The following is a 17463-nucleotide window of genomic DNA, read 5'->3' as shown; positions in this document are numbered from 1 at the left end:
CAACGGGCACCTGTCGAGAGGCCTCGTGGTAGCAGGGTTCCTATCGCGTCATCTTGATCTGCCGCACGACGGGGATCGTGGGCAGCGAGCCGGTGTGGTCGGCCTCGTCCTTGGCTTGCGGCGAGGCGGGCGCGCGGGCGGTTGCGTCGGGGAAGCGCTGCTTCATCTCGCGCAGGAAGCCGTCGAGCGTGTCGACGCTGGCAGCGAGCTTGGCGATCTCGGCGAATTCGGCGCTGGAGGACGCTGCCGGCTTGCTCGCGATGTCGAAGGCGACCCGGTCCGCACTCTCGCTCATCAGCGGCGCATATTTCTCGCGGAAGCGCGACAGGCCGATCGAGTCGTCAGCGAGCGCATAGCCGACGGCGGCGCGGATGATGTCGCTCTTCTCGACCGCGTTGAGCGGCTTGAAGTCGCGGAAGCGGTCGCCGTAATAGAGCTCGATCTGCTCGGCGGATTCGCGCCAGCGCCGCGCCGCCCAGAAGATGTCGGAGCGCAGGCGGAGCACCTCGCGTCCGGAAACGTTGGAGACGATGTCGAGCGCGAGATCGTGGCGGCCGACGTCGCTCTGCGCGCGCGCCTCCAGCAGCAGCCGCTGCTGCCGCAGCTCGCCGGAGAGATCGCTGATGCGGCTCGCGCGCAGCGCCGAGATCGCCATGTCGGGCTTGCGGTTGGCGAGGTAGATCATGGACAGGCGCGCGGCGACCTGGGCGCGGGCTGCACCTTCGAGGCGATGGTCGACTTGGTACTGCAACAGCTCGGCGGCCTGGTCGAGCAGGTCGATCGAGGCGAGACGGTCGGCAAGGCGGCGGATCAGCTCGTCGCCGCGGCGGCCGATCGGCGTCAGCTCGCGGAACTCGTAGAACATCCCGAGCGCCTCGACCGGCGGCAGCTCGTCGCCCTTGGGCCCCAGGAAGATCTGCGTGAACAGGTCGGAGGCGAGGTCCTGCGCCTGACGCGAGGCCTCGGCGTTCGGCTGGAGCCTTGTCGCGGTGCGCGCCGCCCTGAGCGCGTCACGGTAGCGCCCGTTCTCGGCATATATCTGCGACAGCATCTGGAGCGTCTTGACCTCGATCGAGTCGCCCCGCCAGGTCATCGACAGCGTCTCGAGCTCACGCAGCGCGTCTTCCTTGCTGATCTCGTCGCGCTTCTGCCGCAGCGCCACTTCGAGCTGCTTCGCCTCGGCCGCCGCCTGACGATCGGTCGACGCGACCGCGAATTTGTAGTCGTCGAGCGCGTCCTTGTCGTGGCCGAGCGCCTCGGCGAGCCGGCCGCGCAGCACGGCGAAGCCAGGCGCCGCCTCTGGCGATATGCCGACCACCTCGATCTCGCTGCGGCGCTTGGAGGCGCCGGCATAATCCTTCACCTCGAGCGAGGCACGCATCGCTTCCATCGTCACGATGCGCTGGATGTCGATCGGCAGCGAGGCGATGGCGAATTCGACGTTCTTGAACTTCTCACGCGCATCCGCCCACTTGCCCTGGCGCGCATAGGCGAGCGCCTTCCAGAGCTGGGAATCGTGGCTGTTGCCGATCACGGGATTGGCGAGGTCCTTCAAGCCCTGCGCTGGCCGGCCGATCAAGATGTTCGCGATCGCGTGCATGATCAGCGCGCCGCTCTCCTCCTTGTTGAGGGGATCGGCCAGCATCAGATCGGTCACCGACTTGGCTTCGTGGTACATGGCGCGCGACATGTAGAACTGCGCGAGATCGAGCCGCGGCAGCGAGCGCTGTGCCGGCTCGACGGCTGCGATCGCCGTGATCAAACTGCCCTGGCGCGTCCAAAAATCCTCCGACTGGCCCTTGCGCCAGCCTTCCGGACTGAAGACCGGCCGCACCGCGGTCGGCGCGCGCTCGGCGGAGATATCGACCGGCGACAGCGTCAGTCCGCCCTTCTTGCCGAGAATGACCTTGTCGGATCCGACCTCGACGCCGACCTCGTCGGAGTTCGGCCGGATCGCGATGCCGTGCGCGGATTCCAGCAGCGAGAGATCGACGAGATCCTGCCGCTTGATGAAGCCGCGCACCGGCCGTTGCCCGGTCACGACATAGAGCGTGTCGCCGGCGTCGGGATCGGTCAGCTTGTGCAACAGGCCCGGATTGGCGAAGGGGATCGCGATATTGGCGAGCGCAGGGTCGGTGATGTTGCGCGACATCATCAGCGGCAGCGGCGTCGCCTGGATCTTGTCGGCGAGCGTCAGGAGCCAATTGGTCTCCTTGCCGACCTCCTCGCTCGTCAGCGAGTAGACCAGCGGCCGGGTGAGACGGATGCGGACCGCCTGCCCCTTGTCGAGCGGCATGCGACTGACCTCGCCGATCATCGCACCGCCCCGACTGCGGATCGCCTCGACGTCGATCGGCTTCGGCGTATCGAACACCAGCCACACCGTATCGCCGCGGCGGAACGCCGCCGCAGGCGTTGCCACCTGAAGCGGGAAGATCACGCGCAAGCCATCGCTGTCGCGGCGGACATCGACGCTGGCCACGGTGGGCTGCGGCGCGGCCGGCGCCTCGGCAGGTGCGGCCTTGACGCTGTCCTTGACCGGCTCTTTCGCAGCCTCCTTCACGACCTCCTTGGGCGCTTCGGACATAGCGGGCTTGACGGGCGCGACCACAGCTTCCGTTGCCGGCGCCGCAGGCTTCGACACGTCCTTGGGCGGTTCCGCGGCATGCGGTGCTTCGGCCGCTGGAGCCGGCGCAGGCTTCGGTGCTTCGGCCGGCGGCATCGCCGCCGGAGCTTCCGGCTTCACCTCGGGCTTCGCTTCGATCTTGGCTTCGATCCTGGCTTCGCGCGCGATCGTCTCGGACGTCGGCGGTGCGATCTCGCGATGGACCTCCTTCGGCTTCTCGGCCGCCGGCTTTTCCGGAGCCGGTCCATGGCCTTGGGCCGCAGGCTTCGCCTGCGCGATCACCGCCTCAGCCGTCGCGGCGGTCTTGCCCTTGTCGGGTTGGAAGGAGACGTCGACGACGTAATTCTTCTCGTCGCGGAAGGAGTGCACGTCCGAATCGCCGATCAGCGCGATCTCGACACTGGTCTGGTCGATGTCGGACTTCTGCTTGATCGAGGCGACATTCGGGGGCGCGGCGACGACGGCGTCCGCCAGATCGAAATTGAGGCCGGCATTGAACGCGAGCGTGAGCTTCTGCTCATTGAGCACGGAGGACACGCCGACGCCGTCGGGCATCTCGAACACGAAGCGCACGAAAGTCGGCTGCACCGAGGCGCGCACGCGGATCTGCGGACGCTTCTTGGTCTCTGCCGCGGCGCGCTGGGCTCGCAAGGCCCGTTCGGCGACGCGCGCGCGCTCGGCCAGTTCCTTGACCACGTCCATGGGCAGGCTTGGCGGCGGTCCCTTCCAGCCCTCCGGCAAGAGGTCGATGAAGGTGCGCTCGCCGGCATTCATGGTGTTGACGGTGACGCGCCGCGCCAGCGACAGGCGGATGGCGCTGCCGTCGGGATCGCGGCGGGCAGAATTGACGTAGTCGGGCGCACCTTCCGGAACGCGATCGACGGGAACGTCGACCGCCCGGTCGAAGCGAATGATGAGAATGGAGCCGGCCGTCGTCACCTCGGAGGGAACGTCCTCGCCGAGCTTGATCACCAGACGGGCAAAGCCGCCACCGGCCGAGAAAGTCGCCTCGCCCCGGACCACATCGGCGGCGCGGGCGGGCGCACCGAGGCCGATGAGCAGGCAGGCCGCCAGCGCGGGTGCCTTGCGGACATGACGCGACAGCCCTCGCGCCAAAGCGCGGGCTCGCGACATAAATCCAGCGGCAGCCTTCTGCGCCATTGGCGGCGTTTCTTCCAATTCGGCGGTCCATGCCGGCACTGGCGCCGGCCCGTGCCGTCGACTGTAGGTTTTGCCAATTAAGGACTTGTTAATGCTGTAATGACGAATTCATCCGGCACAGTGCGTCGCGACGCCTGCTTGCGGGCGCGGGCGTTCGTGCTTCGAAATCTGGAGAGCAAGTGGTTAAGGAGGTGTTAACACCTCGTCGTCCGCACCCGTCAGGAATGCCAATCAAACCCCGCGATTGGCCGGCAAGGCATTCAACTTGCCTCGCGCTTCGCGAATTGACTGCAAGGTCAATCGCTTTTCCGAGATTCGGCTCTCGATGTACTCACGCTCGAGATCGGTCAGCTGTGTGTTCAACAACCGCTGATAGCGGCGAATGCTATCGTCGTGAGCTTGAATGAGCGCGAACCTTGCATCCATATTCACCTCCGATTCGTTCCGCCTCACCGAGCCAACTCAGTCGTAATCGACGCCATAACGCGCGAACTCGTCGCCGATGTTCTTCTGAATTGTCCTTGCAGTCGAAATGTCAGATTTTCCGCCGATCGCATCGCCTTGCTTCAGCTTGGCAAGCCCGCGGCCAAACAGCGCGCTCGCCAATTCCGGGGCGGCTCGCAGGGCAGAATTGTAGTCATCGATCGCCGCACCGAACTCACCCATCTTCAGGTGGATCAGCCCACGCGAGTCGTACACGGCAGCGCGGGTCGATCCCGATTGAAGCGCTCGGTCGCAATCCTCCAGCGCTTCTCGCGAGGCACCGAGAACCGCACGGGTCCAACATCGTCCGCTCCATGCCGCCTGCGAGGCGGGCTGGAGACGGATTGCCTCGTCATAATCCTGCGCCGCGCGCTGGTGGTCGTTTTTCTTCAGGTAGGCTCCGGCGCGGTTGACGAAGGCAGCGCCATAGCCGGGATCGAGCTTGATCGCATTATCAAAGGCTTCGATCGCGAGCTCATATTCGCGTCTCCTCAAGTGAGCCACGCCGCGGTTGTTGAAGGCCTTTGCGTATGTCGGATTGAGTGCGATCGACTGATCGAAATCGCTGATGGCGCTGTCGTAGTCGCCCTTTGCCGTGTAGGCGTTGCCGCGATTGTTGTACGCGATTGCCAGAGCTGCCGTCGAATCTGGCCGCGCCTGTATGAAAGTCGTGCAGGCACCGATCCGGGCATCGAGCGAGGTGGTACCCGTTCCGTTGCACAGTTCGATATTGCTGAGATAGCTGTCCTTCACGCTGGAGTTCTGGGCCACGACCGGCAAGCCGACCAACATCAGGACGACAAGCGCCAGTCCGCCTTCGGCAACGGAGGATCCTGGTTTCATGTCAGGCTCCCGATCTTCTGAGATCTGGCGATTGCACGGGCTCGGACCAATTCTCTAGCAGCCGCGGCAGATGTTCAGATTGAGCCTTTGCTCGGCCCTTTGCTCGGGTTGGCGTGTCCCCGCAGCGCCGGGCTTCTTCGTATATTTGTTCTTGCCCTCTTCGATGAGAGTGGAAAACCTGGTGGTTCCGTCGTCCGAGATTTCGACGTGAGGTGTGGTGCCTCGAATGCCCATCGTCGCGACCGGCGTTTCGATCTTCATGTCGCCGGTCTTCGCAACCTGGCCGGCAACAAAAACGAACGTACCCTTGGTCAGGTTGATGACTGTCGAATTGGACTTTCCACCCGGCTCGTAGACGTATTCGTCCAATGTCATGCGGGCGTTGCTCGACAAGTTGAACGAAGTTCCATCGACAAAGTTGATGCCGACCCGACTGTCGGCACCGGTTCGAACCAAATCGCCCAAATAGACGAGATCACCGATCTTCGTCTGGATGGATTCGCCCCCGACGTTTGCCTGGACAATGGCGGCGCCCGCATGCTCGATGATGACCGAGCCATCGGCTGTCACAACTTTCCCGATCGGCTTTGACGACGAGTCCAGCACGGCACGCCGCGGGGAATCGTCCTGCGCCTGAACCGGGCGGGGTGACGAAGCGGCCAGCGCAAGGACGAGACCTGCCACGAGAACAATCGCTGCACGAGTGCCCATGGCTTCCTCCTTTTCGAAGATATGATCCTCGAGCATCCGAACGGCCCCGACAGCGCCGACGAAAGCCATCGGGGATAATGGCAGACCAGCCACAGCAAACCACGACAGCCAAAATGGTTATTCCGGGGTAATCCGAATGGCTGATCGCCGTGTCCAAAAGAGTCACTATCCGCGCCAGGCAATTTCAAACAGCTTTTAGCGCTGAAAGCGGTATCGTCAGGCGAAACGACAGCAATTCTGCCGTGATCAGCCTGGGCGGAATTCTCAGAAACGACAACTTTTTAGCGGGCATGGCTGAGGTTGCCGGCACAAAATTGTTCCCGATCGCGTGACGCGGCAAGCCGGCCAAGAAGCGGCGGCATAGGGCGACGCCTGAGGCCGACCGCTAGGGCAATCGAGGTTAAAAAATGGCCGTCACGTCCACTGCAGAGCACGGGGGCGAGCGCGAAGCCGCTGCGGGCCTGCATCCCCGCGTGAAGACGGCGAAGAGCAATCCTCCTGATGTACCCGCTATTCAATCTCATGAGCGAGCCTCTGCCGGCCGTTTCGGGATGCTGTCGCTCACCGCATTGCTCTTCTCGATGATCAAAGAGGTCAGGGCCGCAGACCCGAACGCAACGTTCCTGGACGACGATACGATTACATACAAGGACTTTGCACACGGCACGTTCGAGCTCACGACCAAGGAATCAACCCCGCGGCACATCATCGTCGAGGACCCCGGACAAACGGTCGTGCTGAGCAAGGTCGGCTCCGGGCTTACCATGAATCAGCTCGACAACAGCGCGACCCGCATGGAGGAGCTGCGGGTGGCCCAGCAGGAGGCGCTCGAAAATTTCTCGAAGGGATTTGGCAAGAACGGGTCCGGCACGCCTCCGTTCGTCGAATCTCTGCCGCTAGAGCCGACCAATTTCATAGCGCCCGCGGCGCCAAACGCACTGCTACCGTTGCAGCCGATCATCGTCACGGTGCCCGACATCATCACACCCGTGACACCCGTGCGGACGCCGCCGATCTTGAATGTGCAGGCGGGCCCGCTTGAACTCGACACGGTCGCGTTCGACGTCTTCGCCGCAACGAGGGGAACCTTCAGCGCCAGCAGCTCCAGCGCCGCGCTGACTTTCGGCATCAGCGGAGGCGCTACGGGCGCTACCGCGCTGGAGGGAGCGATCTACGACGTATCGAAGACCAGCTCTTATGGCACGCTTTATCTGAACAGCTCGACTGGCGCCTATGCCTTCGTTCCCAACAGTGGCGCGATCAACGCGCTGAAGACGCCGACCACCGATAGCTTTGTGATCACCGTGTCCGACGGATCGCTTTCGGCTCAACAGGCCTTCACGATCAACATCAACGGAGCCGACGACGCGGCGATCATCTCCGGCACGACGACCGGCTTGTCAATCGAATCCGGCGGCGTCGCCAATGCCCCATCCGGCCCACCTGTCACAACCGGCCCACCTGTCACAACCGGCAAGCTTTCGGATATCGACGTCGACGACCCCGCCAACACTTTCTCGGCCGTCAATTCCCCGACGAAGAGTGCACACGGTTACGGCACTTTCACCATGACCGCCGACGGCGTCTGGAGCTACACGCTCGATCAATCCAACAGCGCAGTGCAGGCTCTGAACGTCGGCCAGACGCTGACCGACACCTTCACGGTGACCAGCATCGGCGGGACCCCGCAGTTGATTACCATCACGATCAACGGCTCCAACGACGCTGCCATCATTTCCGGGACAACGACCGGCACCGTGACGGAAGCCGCATGTTGGAAGCCCGGGACTCCGATCGCGACCGGCAAGCTTGCAGATACGGATGTCGACAATACTCCCGACAGCTTCACGCCGGTGACCTCGCCAAGGGCGAGCGACCATGGTTACGGCTGCTTCCGGATGACGGCTGACGGCGTCTGGACCTACACGCTCGATAACACCAATTGCGTCGTCCAGGCGCTGAACGTCTACGACACCCTGACCGACACCTTCACCGTGACCACCATCGACGGCACCGCGCAGGTGGTGACGATCACCATCCACGGCACGAACGATCCGGCCATCATCCACGGCTGCATCACCGGCTCGGTGACCGAGCCCGATTGCAGGGAACACGGCAAGCCGACGGCGAGCGGCAGACTGACTGACACCGACGTCGACAACACGCCGAACACATTCACGCCGGTCACTTGCGCGACACGGAGCGCGGGCGGCTACGGCGCTTTCACGATGACCGCCGCCGGTGTGTGGACCTACACGCTCGACACCACCAACTGTGCCGTGCAGGCGCTTCCTTCCTGCGAGACTTTGACCGACACCTTCACGGTCACGACCATCGATGGGACGGAACAGACCATAGCCATCACAATCCACGGCGCCGACGATCGCGACCATTTCGGCCACGCGGCAGCTCTCAATGCCGCCGATCCGCCCCACGCCACCGCGCCCCCCGAAGACAATGCGGCTGCGAGAGCCTTTGCCGCCGGTCCGACGGTGGCTGCGAGCACCCATGACGCGAACACGGATGGCATCGGCGCCTCCGGCGAAAGTCCGGATCATGGCAAGATCGGCACAAACGGCGGTCGCGACACCTCTCACGACGGGCACGAACAGACCCTTCTTGCCGGCGGCTCCAGAGACGATCATTTCGTCTTTGCCTCGACGTCAAATTCCAGTGCAGCGCGCCCTGATATCATCTCTGGCTTCAAGGCAGACTCTGAGCGGGGCGACCTGATAGCGCTCGGCGCGCTCACCCTCTCCGTTCTGGCACTCGACCCCTCCAGCACGACAGTGCCCGCACATACGATCGCCTGGCTCTACGACAGCTCGGCGAACCAGACCATCGTTTACGTCAATCCGACGGATCAAAGCCTGAGCATCGGCGATTCCAGTCTGGTGGAAATCCATCTCGATGGCTTCTCCACCGTCCAGACGTCGGATTTCATGCTCGCGCTGGAAACGTCGGGTCATGCAATGGCAGCCGCGCCGGCCAATCTGGAACCGGGCGCGGGCAACGACGCGACCGGTAGCCCGACGACGGCGACCAGCCCCTCATCAGGCGAAACCGTCCATGAGCGAGCCGCCCTGATCGACGGAAACGGGCCCGGGCAAGCTGCGAAGGCGAGCGGGTGCACATTCGATGCCGATTGCGAACGGGTTGTCCGGGTCGGGCACACCCAGTTCGTTCAGCCCGACGATACGAACACGCGATCGGACGCGCCCACCGGCGGGAACGTGGCCTCCGCGGTGAGCCACGTGCAGCCCGTCAACCAGCTTCATCCCACGGCAGTCGCGGAGAATAGGTTCGTATTCGACAAGTTGACACCGTTCGACAACGGCAAGGAGATCGCGCCCGTTCCAGAGAGCGTGGCCGCCAAGGACAGCGGCCCGGTCATACCGTCCACGGTCGACCCAAGCATCGAGTCCGGCCCAGACTCCATCGAGGCGTCACACCACGAAAATCACTTGCGCGAGCATCATCATGGGGACCCGATAGCCGAGAACGGCCTTCCTCGAGTTGCTTCGGTTCACCTCGGGGACTCATTTCATTTCAAGCAGCAGGGCTCTGACGGTTCGGGTGACATTGCGCCCGTGCCCTGGCACGCGGCAGTCGAACCCTACGCCATCAAGGATGGCGCTGTGCATGGCCACCATTCAGAGCTCAGCGCAGGATGGGACGATCCTTCGGACCCGTCCGGTCATCACGAACATGCTGGCGTCGTCCACGGATTCAGGGCGGCGTCGATGCCTGAGCCGTCCCCGCCGCATATTGATCCGGCTCACGGCGCAGGCTCAGCTCACGCCCACGTGCCCCACGATCTGATCGTGTGATGTCCGCAGGGCAACTGGATCTTCAGTGTTGTTTTCCGGTGCCATCCGATGCGGCGGAGCTGTCCCGCTCGGGACAAACATCGTCAGTGTCGCCATCCTCTTCTTGCGGCGGCAATGCATGCTGATGGTCAAGCGCGGATGTCCAGGCCAACGTCATCGCCGCGATGAGCAGCCGATTGACGGCTTCGATTGCGCGTTCTGCTACGGACGAGTAATTCATGGCTTCCGCCCGCGCGGCTGATTGCCGATGGCGGAAGCCTAGGACGAACTCTCCAGCACCACTGTACTCCAGTTCACAGTTGCACGCGTCAACTCATCGCAGCCTTAGAAGATGCCGCTTGCTTCAGCTGCATCTGCAACGCGAGCCGACGAGCTTCGTGCGGCAAAGACGTCAAGCTCGTGGCGATTACCCCACTCCCCGGCGCGTTTGATCTGCGTACTTGGTTGCCGAGTAGGCTCGCACAACCTCAGAGGTGTTGCGGTCCATCAACGACTCTGAATCAAATGTGATCATTGCGATGCGAATGCGATTGGTCAACTTTTTTGGGGGAGCAATCAATGAGCGGAGAAGCCAACTGCATTGTATGTAGCCAGGCAAGAGCGGTCGTAGCCGTCTTTCCAATCGCGCGGGGCTATGCACTAAAGGTATACGAGTGTTCCTGCTGCCACAGCACCCTTCATCTCGTGACTCGCACGACGAAGGCTGCGCTGATCAGGCAGCACTGCGAGACCCTCCTTCCCGTCGAGAAGCCGCTGAGCGCGACGGGTCCCAGGGTTCAACAGCGGTTCGCGAACTAGACACGCAAGGCGTCCAGCCGCGTACAGGCCGAACGACCGCGCGATTGCGCGCAGGCTGCCGCAGCGCGCCGCGCCTCCGGAGCCTTCAATTCGGCTTTTGCGTCGGCTTGCCGTCGATCTTGGGGAGGTCGCCGGCCGCGGCCGATTGATCGCCGCCGCCATTGGCCCGGCGGGCCATCTCGACCGTCAGCCGCTCGGCGGCCTCCGGCGACATCACGCCCATGATGTCCGACATCTTTCGCGGCGCGATCTGCGAGGCGATCTCGATCAGCACGCCCATCTCGAGCCGGTCGAACACCCGTGCGGCGTCCTTGGGCTTCATGCCCTCATACATGGTCACGAGGCCCTTCATGCGCTGGGCTTCGGCGGCCTTCTGCTCGGCCTGGGTCGCGGAGATGCGGGATTCCACCGCCTTCATCTCCTCGACCTTGTTTTCGATGCGCTTCTCGGCCGACTTGAGCAGGCTCTCGCGGATGTCGATCTCGCGCTGGCGGGACTCGATCTCCTGGCGGCGTGCCTGCAAGCGCTCCAGGATCGCGCGCTCGGAGGCCGAGACCTGCGGCTGGGCCTCGTCCATCTTGACCACGGTGCCCTCGGGCTTGGTCTCGGGCGCGGCGGGCTTCGGCGCCTCCTTCGGCGCGCCGTGGGTAGATCCCGTGATATCGGGGTCTTCCCGCCCCGTCGGAAAGTTCAGATTCTCCTGCGCCCAGGATTTTTTGATCTGGCTCGGCTGGTAGTCGAAGACATAGCCGCCATTGATCACGAGGCCCACGACCTTGAGCGTGGCGAGCCCTGCGACGGCGACCAGGACGACTGGAATGACGCGGATGTTACGAAAGGATTTCATACCCTGACTTTATGCCGCAAGGCCGTTGGATCGTCGTCGCTCGGAGAAGGCTTCGGCCGCAGCCGCCACCGCCTTCGCCGATGACGGCTTGGCCGCGGGCACCGCGGCCGCTTCCGGGCTCGCCGCAGGGCGCGCGGCGATCGCGATCTTGGACAGGCGCCGCACCACGTTGTCGGCTTCGCCGAGCTGCTTGTAGAGCTGGTCCGACATCTGCGTCGCCGCCGCCAGCTGGCTGCCGAGGTTCTCGTTGACGTCGCGCACGGCGAGCTTCAGCCCGCCGATCGCGCGCTCGGCGATCTCGGTGGCGGTGATCAGCTCGCCGATGACCGCCTTCAGCGAATGCTCGTCCGCCTTCAGCCGCGTCAGCCGCTTGTTGAGCATGACACAGTAGACGATGGTCAGCATCAGCAGGATAGCCACCAGCGTCTCGATCGCCATTCCCAGGGAGTGGTTCATGGGGCCTCCATCATCTTGTTCTGCTCGTCCACCTTCTCGAACATCGCAAGTGTCGTACTTGGCTTGCGCAGGGGTTTCGTCACCCGTATCGCGACGCGGTCGCCGACCCGGCCCATCCGCCCCTCGGTCAGGGTGACGTCGCCGCAACGCACGGTCACGTTGGCATCCGCGCGCATGTCGAGCGGCAGGGTGTCGCCGACCTTGAGCCGCATCAGCTGCTTGAGCGGGATTTCGGCCTCGTAGAGCACGGCATCGACCGCGATCTCGGCCTGGTTGATCTCGGTGGCGAAATGGCCCTCCCAGATCGTGTCGCGGCCGAATTTTTCGCCCATGAACATCTGGAGCAGGACGCCCCGGATCGGCTCGATGGTCGCGTAAGGCAGCAGCAGCTCGATGTTGCCGCCGCGATCTTCCATGTCGATGCGCAGGCGCACCAGGATCGCGGCGTTGGCGGGACGGCTGATCGCGGCGAAACGCGGATTGGTCTCGAGCCGGTCGATCGTGAAGGTGACCGGCGACAGCGGCCGGAACGCCTGCTCGGCGTCGACCAGCACCACCTCGACCAGCCGCTTGACCAGCTCGGTCTCGATCGTGGTGTAGGGCCGGCCCTCGATGCGGAGCTGGCTCGCGCCGCGGCGGCCGCCGAGCAGCACGTCGATCATCGAATAGATCAGGCTGGAATCGACCACCGCCATGCCGAAGTTTTCCCACTCCTCGGCCTTGAACACCGAGAGAACGGCCGGCAGCGGGATCGAGTTCATGTAGTCGCCGAAGCGCACCGACGTGATGCGGTCGAGCGAGACTTCGACGTTGTCGGAGGTGAAATTGCGCAAGGAGGTCGTCAGCAACCGCACCAGGCGGTCGAAGACGATTTCGAGCATCGGCAGACGCTCGTAGGAGACCATCGCTGAATCGATGATCGCGCGAATGCCGGAATGGTCGTCGAGCGTGACGTCGCCGACCGCGAAGCCGAGAAGATTGTCGATCTCCTCCTGCGACAGCACCCGCTCGCCGGAATTCTTGCCGGCGCCGAGATCGCGGCTGCCGTCCTCGACCATGGCCGCCCATTGCAGGGCCATGGTCTCGGATAGTTCGTTTTCGGCAGCAGCCTTCGCGGCCTCCGCGGGATCCTCGGAATCAAGCGAGGCCTCCCATTGGGCGGCAATTGCATCCTGGTCTGGTTGGTCGGTGCCTGCCATGATCCCTAGCCCGTCATGCTCACTGGATCACGACTTCCTTGAACAGCACTGCGCTGACCTGGACCGGGGCGACCGCCGCGTTGACGCGCTTGGTCAGCTCTTCCTTGAGGCGGAAGACGCCGGCGGACCCGTTGAGGTCGGAGGAGCGCAGCTCGCGCACATAGGTCTGGAAGATGTCGGTGATGCGCGGCATCGTCGGCTTGATCGCCTCGATCTGCTTCTCTTCCTTGAGCTCCAGCACGATCTTGAGCTTGAGATATTGCACGCGCTCACCGGGCGCGCCGGCGAGGTTGACCATGATGTCGGGCACGTCGACGAAGGCCGGCGGCTTCGGCGGCGGCGCCGCCTCGGCGTGATGCTCGTCGTCGCCATGACGGAAGAAGAAGAACCAGGTCGCGGCACCGCCGCCGAGGACGGCGAGCAGGCCGACGGCCATGATGATGAGCTTGAGCTTGTTCTTCGGCGGGGCGGCTTCCGCGCCTTCGGCGGCTCCGCCGCCTTCCGCTTCATTGTCTGCCATGGTCGATAGGCTCGCTCATCTCATAAGGGGTCGAAAGAGCGAAGCCTCCTGGCAGACAGTGACGCGATACAAATGCCCCAGCGCAGTGCGCTCCTCTTACACGCAAACGCTACGGTAATAATGGTTAACGGAATCTTTCGATTGGGCCTCCACTAGGAAAAATCTGCCGGGCAAACATGGCTAACAGAACCTTTCTGCCGCCTCCCGGCGCCCCTCAAAAATCGACAAGACATTGAAATTACGTATTTTTTCGAGTTGGCACGGCTTTCGCTGAGAGAGGACCGAGGCCGGAGGGTTTGGGAGAACCTGGCGGTCTCGTTCACGGGTCGGCCAAGGCGCTTGGGAGAGCGAGGTGGCAGGCTCACTCAGGGGAGATTTCCGATGCAGAACGCGCTTCTGATCGGCTTGTCACGGCAGATGACGTTGGAACGGCAGATGGATGTCATCGCCAACAACGTCGCCAATGCCAACACCAACGGCTTCAAGGCCGACCATTCGCTGTTCGAGGAGTTTCTCAACTCGAACGCGCGTGAGGACAATTTCATCGCGTCCGACCGCCGGGTCTCCTATGTGCAGGACCGCGGCACCTTCCGCGACGTCGGCCAGGGGCCGATGGAGCCGACCAACAACCCGCTCGACATGGCGATCGACGGCAACGCCTTCTTCGCGGTGCAGGCCAATGGTGGCGAACGCTACACCCGCGACGGCAAATTCTCGCTCAACAGCACCGGCCAGCTCGTCACCTCCGACGGCAATCTCGTGCTCGGCACCGGCGGCCCGATCACCTTCCAGCCCACCGACCACGACATCAACGTCGCGCCCGACGGCACCGTCACGGTGCTCGAGGGCACCGCCAAGACCGACTCGATCCGCGGCAAGATCCGCATGGCTGCGTTCGACGACGCGGCGAAGCTGACCAAGCTCGGCGCCAACCTCTACGACGTCGGCTCCGCGACCCCGCAGGCCATCACCAGGTCGACCGTGCGCCAGGGCTACATCGAGAAGTCCAACGTGAACTCGGTCGGCGAGATGAGCCGCATGGTCGAAGTCATGCGCAGCTACACCGCCATCGCCAACCTGCTCCAGCAGCAGAGCGACCTCCACAAATCGGCGATCGAGAAGCTCGCCGACGTTCCGGCCTGATTAGGGGATCATTGACATGCAAGCGCTCCACACCGCTGCGACCGGAATGGCGGCCCAGGAACTCAACGTCCAGGTCATCTCCAACAACATCGCCAACCTGCGCACCACCGGTTTCAAGAAGCAGACGGCCGCGTTCCAGGACCTGATCTACGAGCACGTCCGCCGCGTCGGCGCGCAGGCCTCGGACCAGGGCACCATCGTGCCTGTCGGCGTCGACATCGGCGGCGGCGTCAAGACCGTCGGCACGCCGCGCAGCATGACACAGGGCACGCTGTCGCAGACCGGCAACGACCTCGACCTCGCGATCTCGGGCGAAGGCTTCTTCAAGATCCTGATGCCCGACGGCACCTTCCAGTACACCCGCGACGGCACCTTCCAGATGGACAACCAGGGCCGCGTCGTCACCGCGCAGGGCAACCCGGTGCAGCCGACCATCACCATCCCGAACAACGCCTCCGGCCTCGCCGTCAACGAGCAGGGCCAGGTCTCGGTGACGCTGCCGGGTTCGTCGACGTCGGCCGTTCAGGGCCAGATCGGCGTGACCCGCTTCATCAACAAGGCGGGCCTCCAGCCCGTCGGCAACAATCAGTTCGTCGAGACGCCCTCTTCCGGCCCGCCGCAGGACGGCACCGCGAACTCCGAAGGCTACGGCAAGGTCACGCAGGGCAGCCTGGAGCAGGCCAATGTCGACGTCGTCTCGGAGATGAGCGACCTGATCGCCGCACAGCGCGCCTACGAGATGAACGCCAAGGTCATCAGCGCCGCCGACCAGATGATGCAATCGACCACGGCGTTGTTCCGCTGAGGTGATGACGATGATCCGCACCACCCTCGCCACGATCTCCGCTCTCCTGCTGCTGGCGCTGCCGGCGCAGGCCGCCGACGATTTCATCGCAGCGCCGACGCTGCGCGCGAGCGTCACCGTGACCTCGGACGTGGTGCGGGTCGGCGATCTCATCGACAATGCCGGCTCGGCCGCGCTGATCCCGGTCTACCGCTCGCCCGATCTCGGTACCACCGGCGCGCTGCCGGTCGCCCATGTGCTGTCGGTGCTGCGCGCAAAACAGGTGATCGGCGTGATGACCGGCGACATCAAGGAAGTCCAGGTCACCCGCCTCGCCCGCACGCTCGCCAACAAGGACCTCGAAACCGCGGTGGCCTCGGCGCTCGAGCGCCGCTTCGGCCTTGGGGAAGCCGCCAACATCGCCGTCACGTTCGACCGCGGCGTCGCCGACATGCGGCTCGATGCCTCCAACACCGGTGCGCTCCAGCCAGTCGCAACCCGCTATGACGCCCGCAACGGCCGTTTCGACATCGCCTTCGAGATCAACAACGACAACAATCCGACGCCGACCAAGCTGCGCTTCACCGGCATCGCGATCGAGACGGTGGAAGTGGCCGTGCTGACGCGCGACATCGACCGCGCCGACCTCCTGAAATCCTCCGACGTCACGCTGGAGCGCCGGCCCAAGGCCGAGGTCACCGGTGAGCCCGCCTCGCGCGACCGCACCATTGGCATGCAGCTCCGCCGGCCGATGCGGGCGGGCATGCCGATCCGCGTCGCCGACATCGTCAAGCCGGACTTCGTGTCGCGCGACCAGAGCGTCACCGTCATCTACCAGGTCCCCGGGATCTACCTCACCACGCGCGGCAAGGCGCTCGAGAGCGGCGCCGAGGGCGACACCGTGAGCGTGCTCAATCTCCAGACCAAGCGCACGCTGGCAGGCATTGTCACCGGTCGCGGCCAGGTGACGATCCAGGGCGCGAGCCAGTCCGCGCCGATGGCGCCTGCGGTCGAGCAGACCTCCTCGCTCAAGCGCGACGAAACGCCCACCCCCGCGGCCGCTGCTGCAGCGCTCGCACAGAGCCTGGTCCAGGCCCCCGCGTCTCCTGCTCAGATCGCCCAAGCCCATATTCCGCAAGTTCGCGTCCCGCAAGCTCCAGCCAAGTCAGAGTAAGTTATGTCCAGGTTCAGTTCGGCTTCCCGTCTTCGTCGCGTCGCGATCTCTGGTCTGCTGCTGGCAGTTTGCGCGCTGGCGAGCGGCTGCTCCTCGATCGACCGCCTGTCGCAGATCGGCGAGCAACCGAAATTGTCGGCGATCGACAATCCGACGACGCAGCCCGGCTACAAGCCGGTGCAGATGCCGATGCCGAAGCCGGAAGTCGCCTCCTACAATCCGAACTCATTGTGGCGCAACGGCAGCCGCGCCTTCTTCAAGGACCAGCGCGCGACCCATGTCGGCGACCTCCTGACCGTGACCGTGAACATCACCGACAAGGCCAACATCGCCAACGAGACCCAGCGCAGCCGAACCGCCAAGGAGGATTCGGGGATTACCGATTTCATCGGCAGCAAGACGGTCACGCAGCCGCTCAAGATCCTGCCCGGCCGCCTTCTCACCACCGACTCGACATCCTCCGCCGACGGCAAGGGCTCGGTCAATCGCACGGAGGCCTTGCAGACCAACGTCGCCGCGGTCGTGACCCAGGTGCTGCCGAACGGCAACCTCGTCGTCGAAGGCAAGCAGGAGATCCGCGTCAACTACGAGATCCGCGAACTCATCGTCGCCGGCATCGTCCGCCCCGAAGACATCCAGAGCGACAACACCATCGATTCCAGCAAGATCGCACAGGCCCGCATCGCCTATGGCGGCCGCGGCCAGATCACGGACGTGCAGCAGCCGCGCTACGGTCAGCAGGTCATGGACGTGCTGTTGCCCTTCTAAGCCTCTCCCGAGCTCCCACATCGTGTTCGCGAACCTAGGCGCGAACGACGATGTACTACGCGGCCCTCGCTAGCTCCCCTGGCGAGGGCCGCATGTATTTTGTAAAGCCGATTGGGACGA

15 protein-coding genes are annotated in these 17463 nt (G+C 64.1%); 6 read left to right on the top strand and 9 right to left on the bottom strand.

Annotated features, from left to right (window positions below; genetic code table 11):
* Positions 1-40: 40 nt before the first annotated feature.
* From ABIA90_RS27755 to ABIA90_RS27740, 4 genes are all read right to left on the bottom strand, one after another.
* Positions 41-3787, bottom strand: a complete 3747-nt coding sequence (locus ABIA90_RS27755) for a tetratricopeptide repeat protein (RefSeq protein ID WP_354120653.1) — start codon at positions 3785-3787, stop codon at positions 41-43.
* 231 nt (positions 3788-4018) lie between these two features.
* Entirely contained in the window at positions 4019-4213 is a 195-nt protein-coding gene (locus ABIA90_RS27750) for a hypothetical protein (protein ID WP_135214595.1), read from the bottom strand.
* Between the two features lie 36 nt (positions 4214-4249).
* On the bottom strand, positions 4250-5023 hold the full coding sequence (locus ABIA90_RS27745) for a tetratricopeptide repeat protein (protein ID WP_354120654.1): 774 nt from the start codon (positions 5021-5023) through the stop codon (positions 4250-4252).
* A gap of 144 nt (positions 5024-5167) precedes the next feature.
* The gene (locus ABIA90_RS27740; RefSeq protein ID WP_502916667.1) at positions 5168-5893 is read right to left on the bottom strand and encodes a FecR family protein; all 726 of its coding nucleotides are present in this window, start codon (positions 5891-5893) and stop codon (positions 5168-5170) included.
* A gap of 80 nt (positions 5894-5973) precedes the next feature.
* Here ABIA90_RS27740 and ABIA90_RS27735 point away from each other — a divergent pair, with 80 nt between their 5' ends.
* Positions 5974-6156: a hypothetical protein gene (locus tag ABIA90_RS27735; protein ID WP_354120655.1), complete on the top strand. Its 183-nt coding sequence runs from the start codon at positions 5974-5976 to the stop codon at positions 6154-6156.
* Between the two features lie 75 nt (positions 6157-6231).
* Entirely contained in the window at positions 6232-9654 is a 3423-nt protein-coding gene (locus tag ABIA90_RS27730) for a VCBS domain-containing protein (RefSeq protein WP_354120656.1), read from the top strand.
* Positions 9655-9676: 22 nt separating this feature from the next.
* On the opposite strand, the gene ABIA90_RS27725 is transcribed toward ABIA90_RS27730, so the two are convergent.
* The 5 genes from ABIA90_RS27725 to fliL form a co-directional block, all read right to left on the bottom strand.
* A complete protein-coding gene (locus ABIA90_RS27725; protein WP_166342607.1) occupies positions 9677-9874 on the bottom strand; it encodes a hypothetical protein in 198 nt (65 codons plus the stop codon).
* Between the two features lie 663 nt (positions 9875-10537).
* Positions 10538-11299, bottom strand: a complete 762-nt coding sequence (locus ABIA90_RS27720; RefSeq protein ID WP_014494009.1) for a MotE family protein — start codon at positions 11297-11299, stop codon at positions 10538-10540.
* Between the two features lie 9 nt (positions 11300-11308).
* A complete protein-coding gene (locus ABIA90_RS27715) occupies positions 11309-11755 on the bottom strand; it encodes a DUF6468 domain-containing protein (RefSeq protein WP_063982280.1) in 447 nt (148 codons plus the stop codon).
* Positions 11752-12954 carry a flagellar motor switch protein FliM gene (gene fliM / locus ABIA90_RS27710; RefSeq protein WP_071912214.1) on the bottom strand — a complete coding sequence of 401 codons (1203 nt, stop codon included), beginning with the start codon at positions 12952-12954 and terminating at the stop codon, positions 11752-11754. Before fliM ends, ABIA90_RS27715 begins: the two co-directional genes overlap by 4 nt.
* A 19-nt stretch (positions 12955-12973) precedes the next feature.
* Positions 12974-13474: a flagellar basal body-associated protein FliL gene (fliL, locus tag ABIA90_RS27705; RefSeq protein WP_208087697.1), complete on the bottom strand. Its 501-nt coding sequence runs from the start codon at positions 13472-13474 to the stop codon at positions 12974-12976.
* A gap of 381 nt (positions 13475-13855) precedes the next feature.
* Between fliL and flgF the strand changes: the two genes are divergently transcribed.
* Genes flgF through flgH form a run of 4 tightly spaced genes read left to right on the top strand, consistent with a single transcriptional unit; the run spans position 13856 to position 17343 of the window.
* Positions 13856-14617: a flagellar basal-body rod protein FlgF gene (flgF, locus tag ABIA90_RS27700; protein ID WP_135214589.1), complete on the top strand. Its 762-nt coding sequence runs from the start codon at positions 13856-13858 to the stop codon at positions 14615-14617.
* 16 nt (positions 14618-14633) lie between these two features.
* A complete protein-coding gene (gene flgG / locus ABIA90_RS27695; protein WP_014494004.1) occupies positions 14634-15422 on the top strand; it encodes a flagellar basal-body rod protein FlgG in 789 nt (262 codons plus the stop codon).
* Positions 15423-15432: 10 nt separating this feature from the next.
* Complete coding sequence (gene flgA / locus ABIA90_RS27690; protein WP_354120657.1) at positions 15433-16575, top strand: flagellar basal body P-ring formation chaperone FlgA; 1143 nt, start codon at positions 15433-15435, stop codon at positions 16573-16575.
* A 3-nt stretch (positions 16576-16578) separates the two neighbouring features.
* On the top strand, positions 16579-17343 hold the full coding sequence (gene flgH / locus ABIA90_RS27685) for a flagellar basal body L-ring protein FlgH (protein WP_063982276.1): 765 nt from the start codon (positions 16579-16581) through the stop codon (positions 17341-17343).
* The last annotated feature ends 120 nt before the right edge of the window (positions 17344-17463 follow it).

Source organism: Bradyrhizobium sp. LA6.8 (assembly GCF_040547935.1).
GTDB lineage: Bacteria > Pseudomonadota > Alphaproteobacteria > Rhizobiales > Xanthobacteraceae > Bradyrhizobium > Bradyrhizobium barranii.
Note: the sequence above shows the minus strand (reverse complement) of the source record. Positions and strands in the feature narration are given on the sequence as shown.

Coding starts and splice junctions, on each gene's coding strand:
- ABIA90_RS27755 (WP_354120653.1), bottom strand. CDS start 3,787: ATGGCGCAGAAGGCTGCCGCTGGATTTATGTCGCGAGCCCGCGCTTTG.
- ABIA90_RS27750 (WP_135214595.1), bottom strand. CDS start 4,213: ATGGATGCAAGGTTCGCGCTCATTCAAGCTCACGACGATAGCATTCGC.
- ABIA90_RS27740 (WP_502916667.1), bottom strand. CDS start 5,893: ATGGCTTTCGTCGGCGCTGTCGGGGCCGTTCGGATGCTCGAGGATCAT.
- ABIA90_RS27730 (WP_354120656.1), top strand. CDS start 6,232: ATGGCCGTCACGTCCACTGCAGAGCACGGGGGCGAGCGCGAAGCCGCT.
- ABIA90_RS27725 (WP_166342607.1), bottom strand. CDS start 9,874: ATGAATTACTCGTCCGTAGCAGAACGCGCAATCGAAGCCGTCAATCGG.
- ABIA90_RS27720 (WP_014494009.1), bottom strand. CDS start 11,299: ATGAAATCCTTTCGTAACATCCGCGTCATTCCAGTCGTCCTGGTCGCC.
- ABIA90_RS27715 (WP_063982280.1), bottom strand. CDS start 11,755: ATGAACCACTCCCTGGGAATGGCGATCGAGACGCTGGTGGCTATCCTG.
- fliM (WP_071912214.1), bottom strand. CDS start 12,954: ATGGCAGGCACCGACCAACCAGACCAGGATGCAATTGCCGCCCAATGG.
- fliL (WP_208087697.1), bottom strand. CDS start 13,474: ATGGCAGACAATGAAGCGGAAGGCGGCGGAGCCGCCGAAGGCGCGGAA.
- flgF (WP_135214589.1), top strand. CDS start 13,856: ATGCAGAACGCGCTTCTGATCGGCTTGTCACGGCAGATGACGTTGGAA.
- flgG (WP_014494004.1), top strand. CDS start 14,634: ATGCAAGCGCTCCACACCGCTGCGACCGGAATGGCGGCCCAGGAACTC.
- flgA (WP_354120657.1), top strand. CDS start 15,433: ATGATCCGCACCACCCTCGCCACGATCTCCGCTCTCCTGCTGCTGGCG.
- flgH (WP_063982276.1), top strand. CDS start 16,579: ATGTCCAGGTTCAGTTCGGCTTCCCGTCTTCGTCGCGTCGCGATCTCT.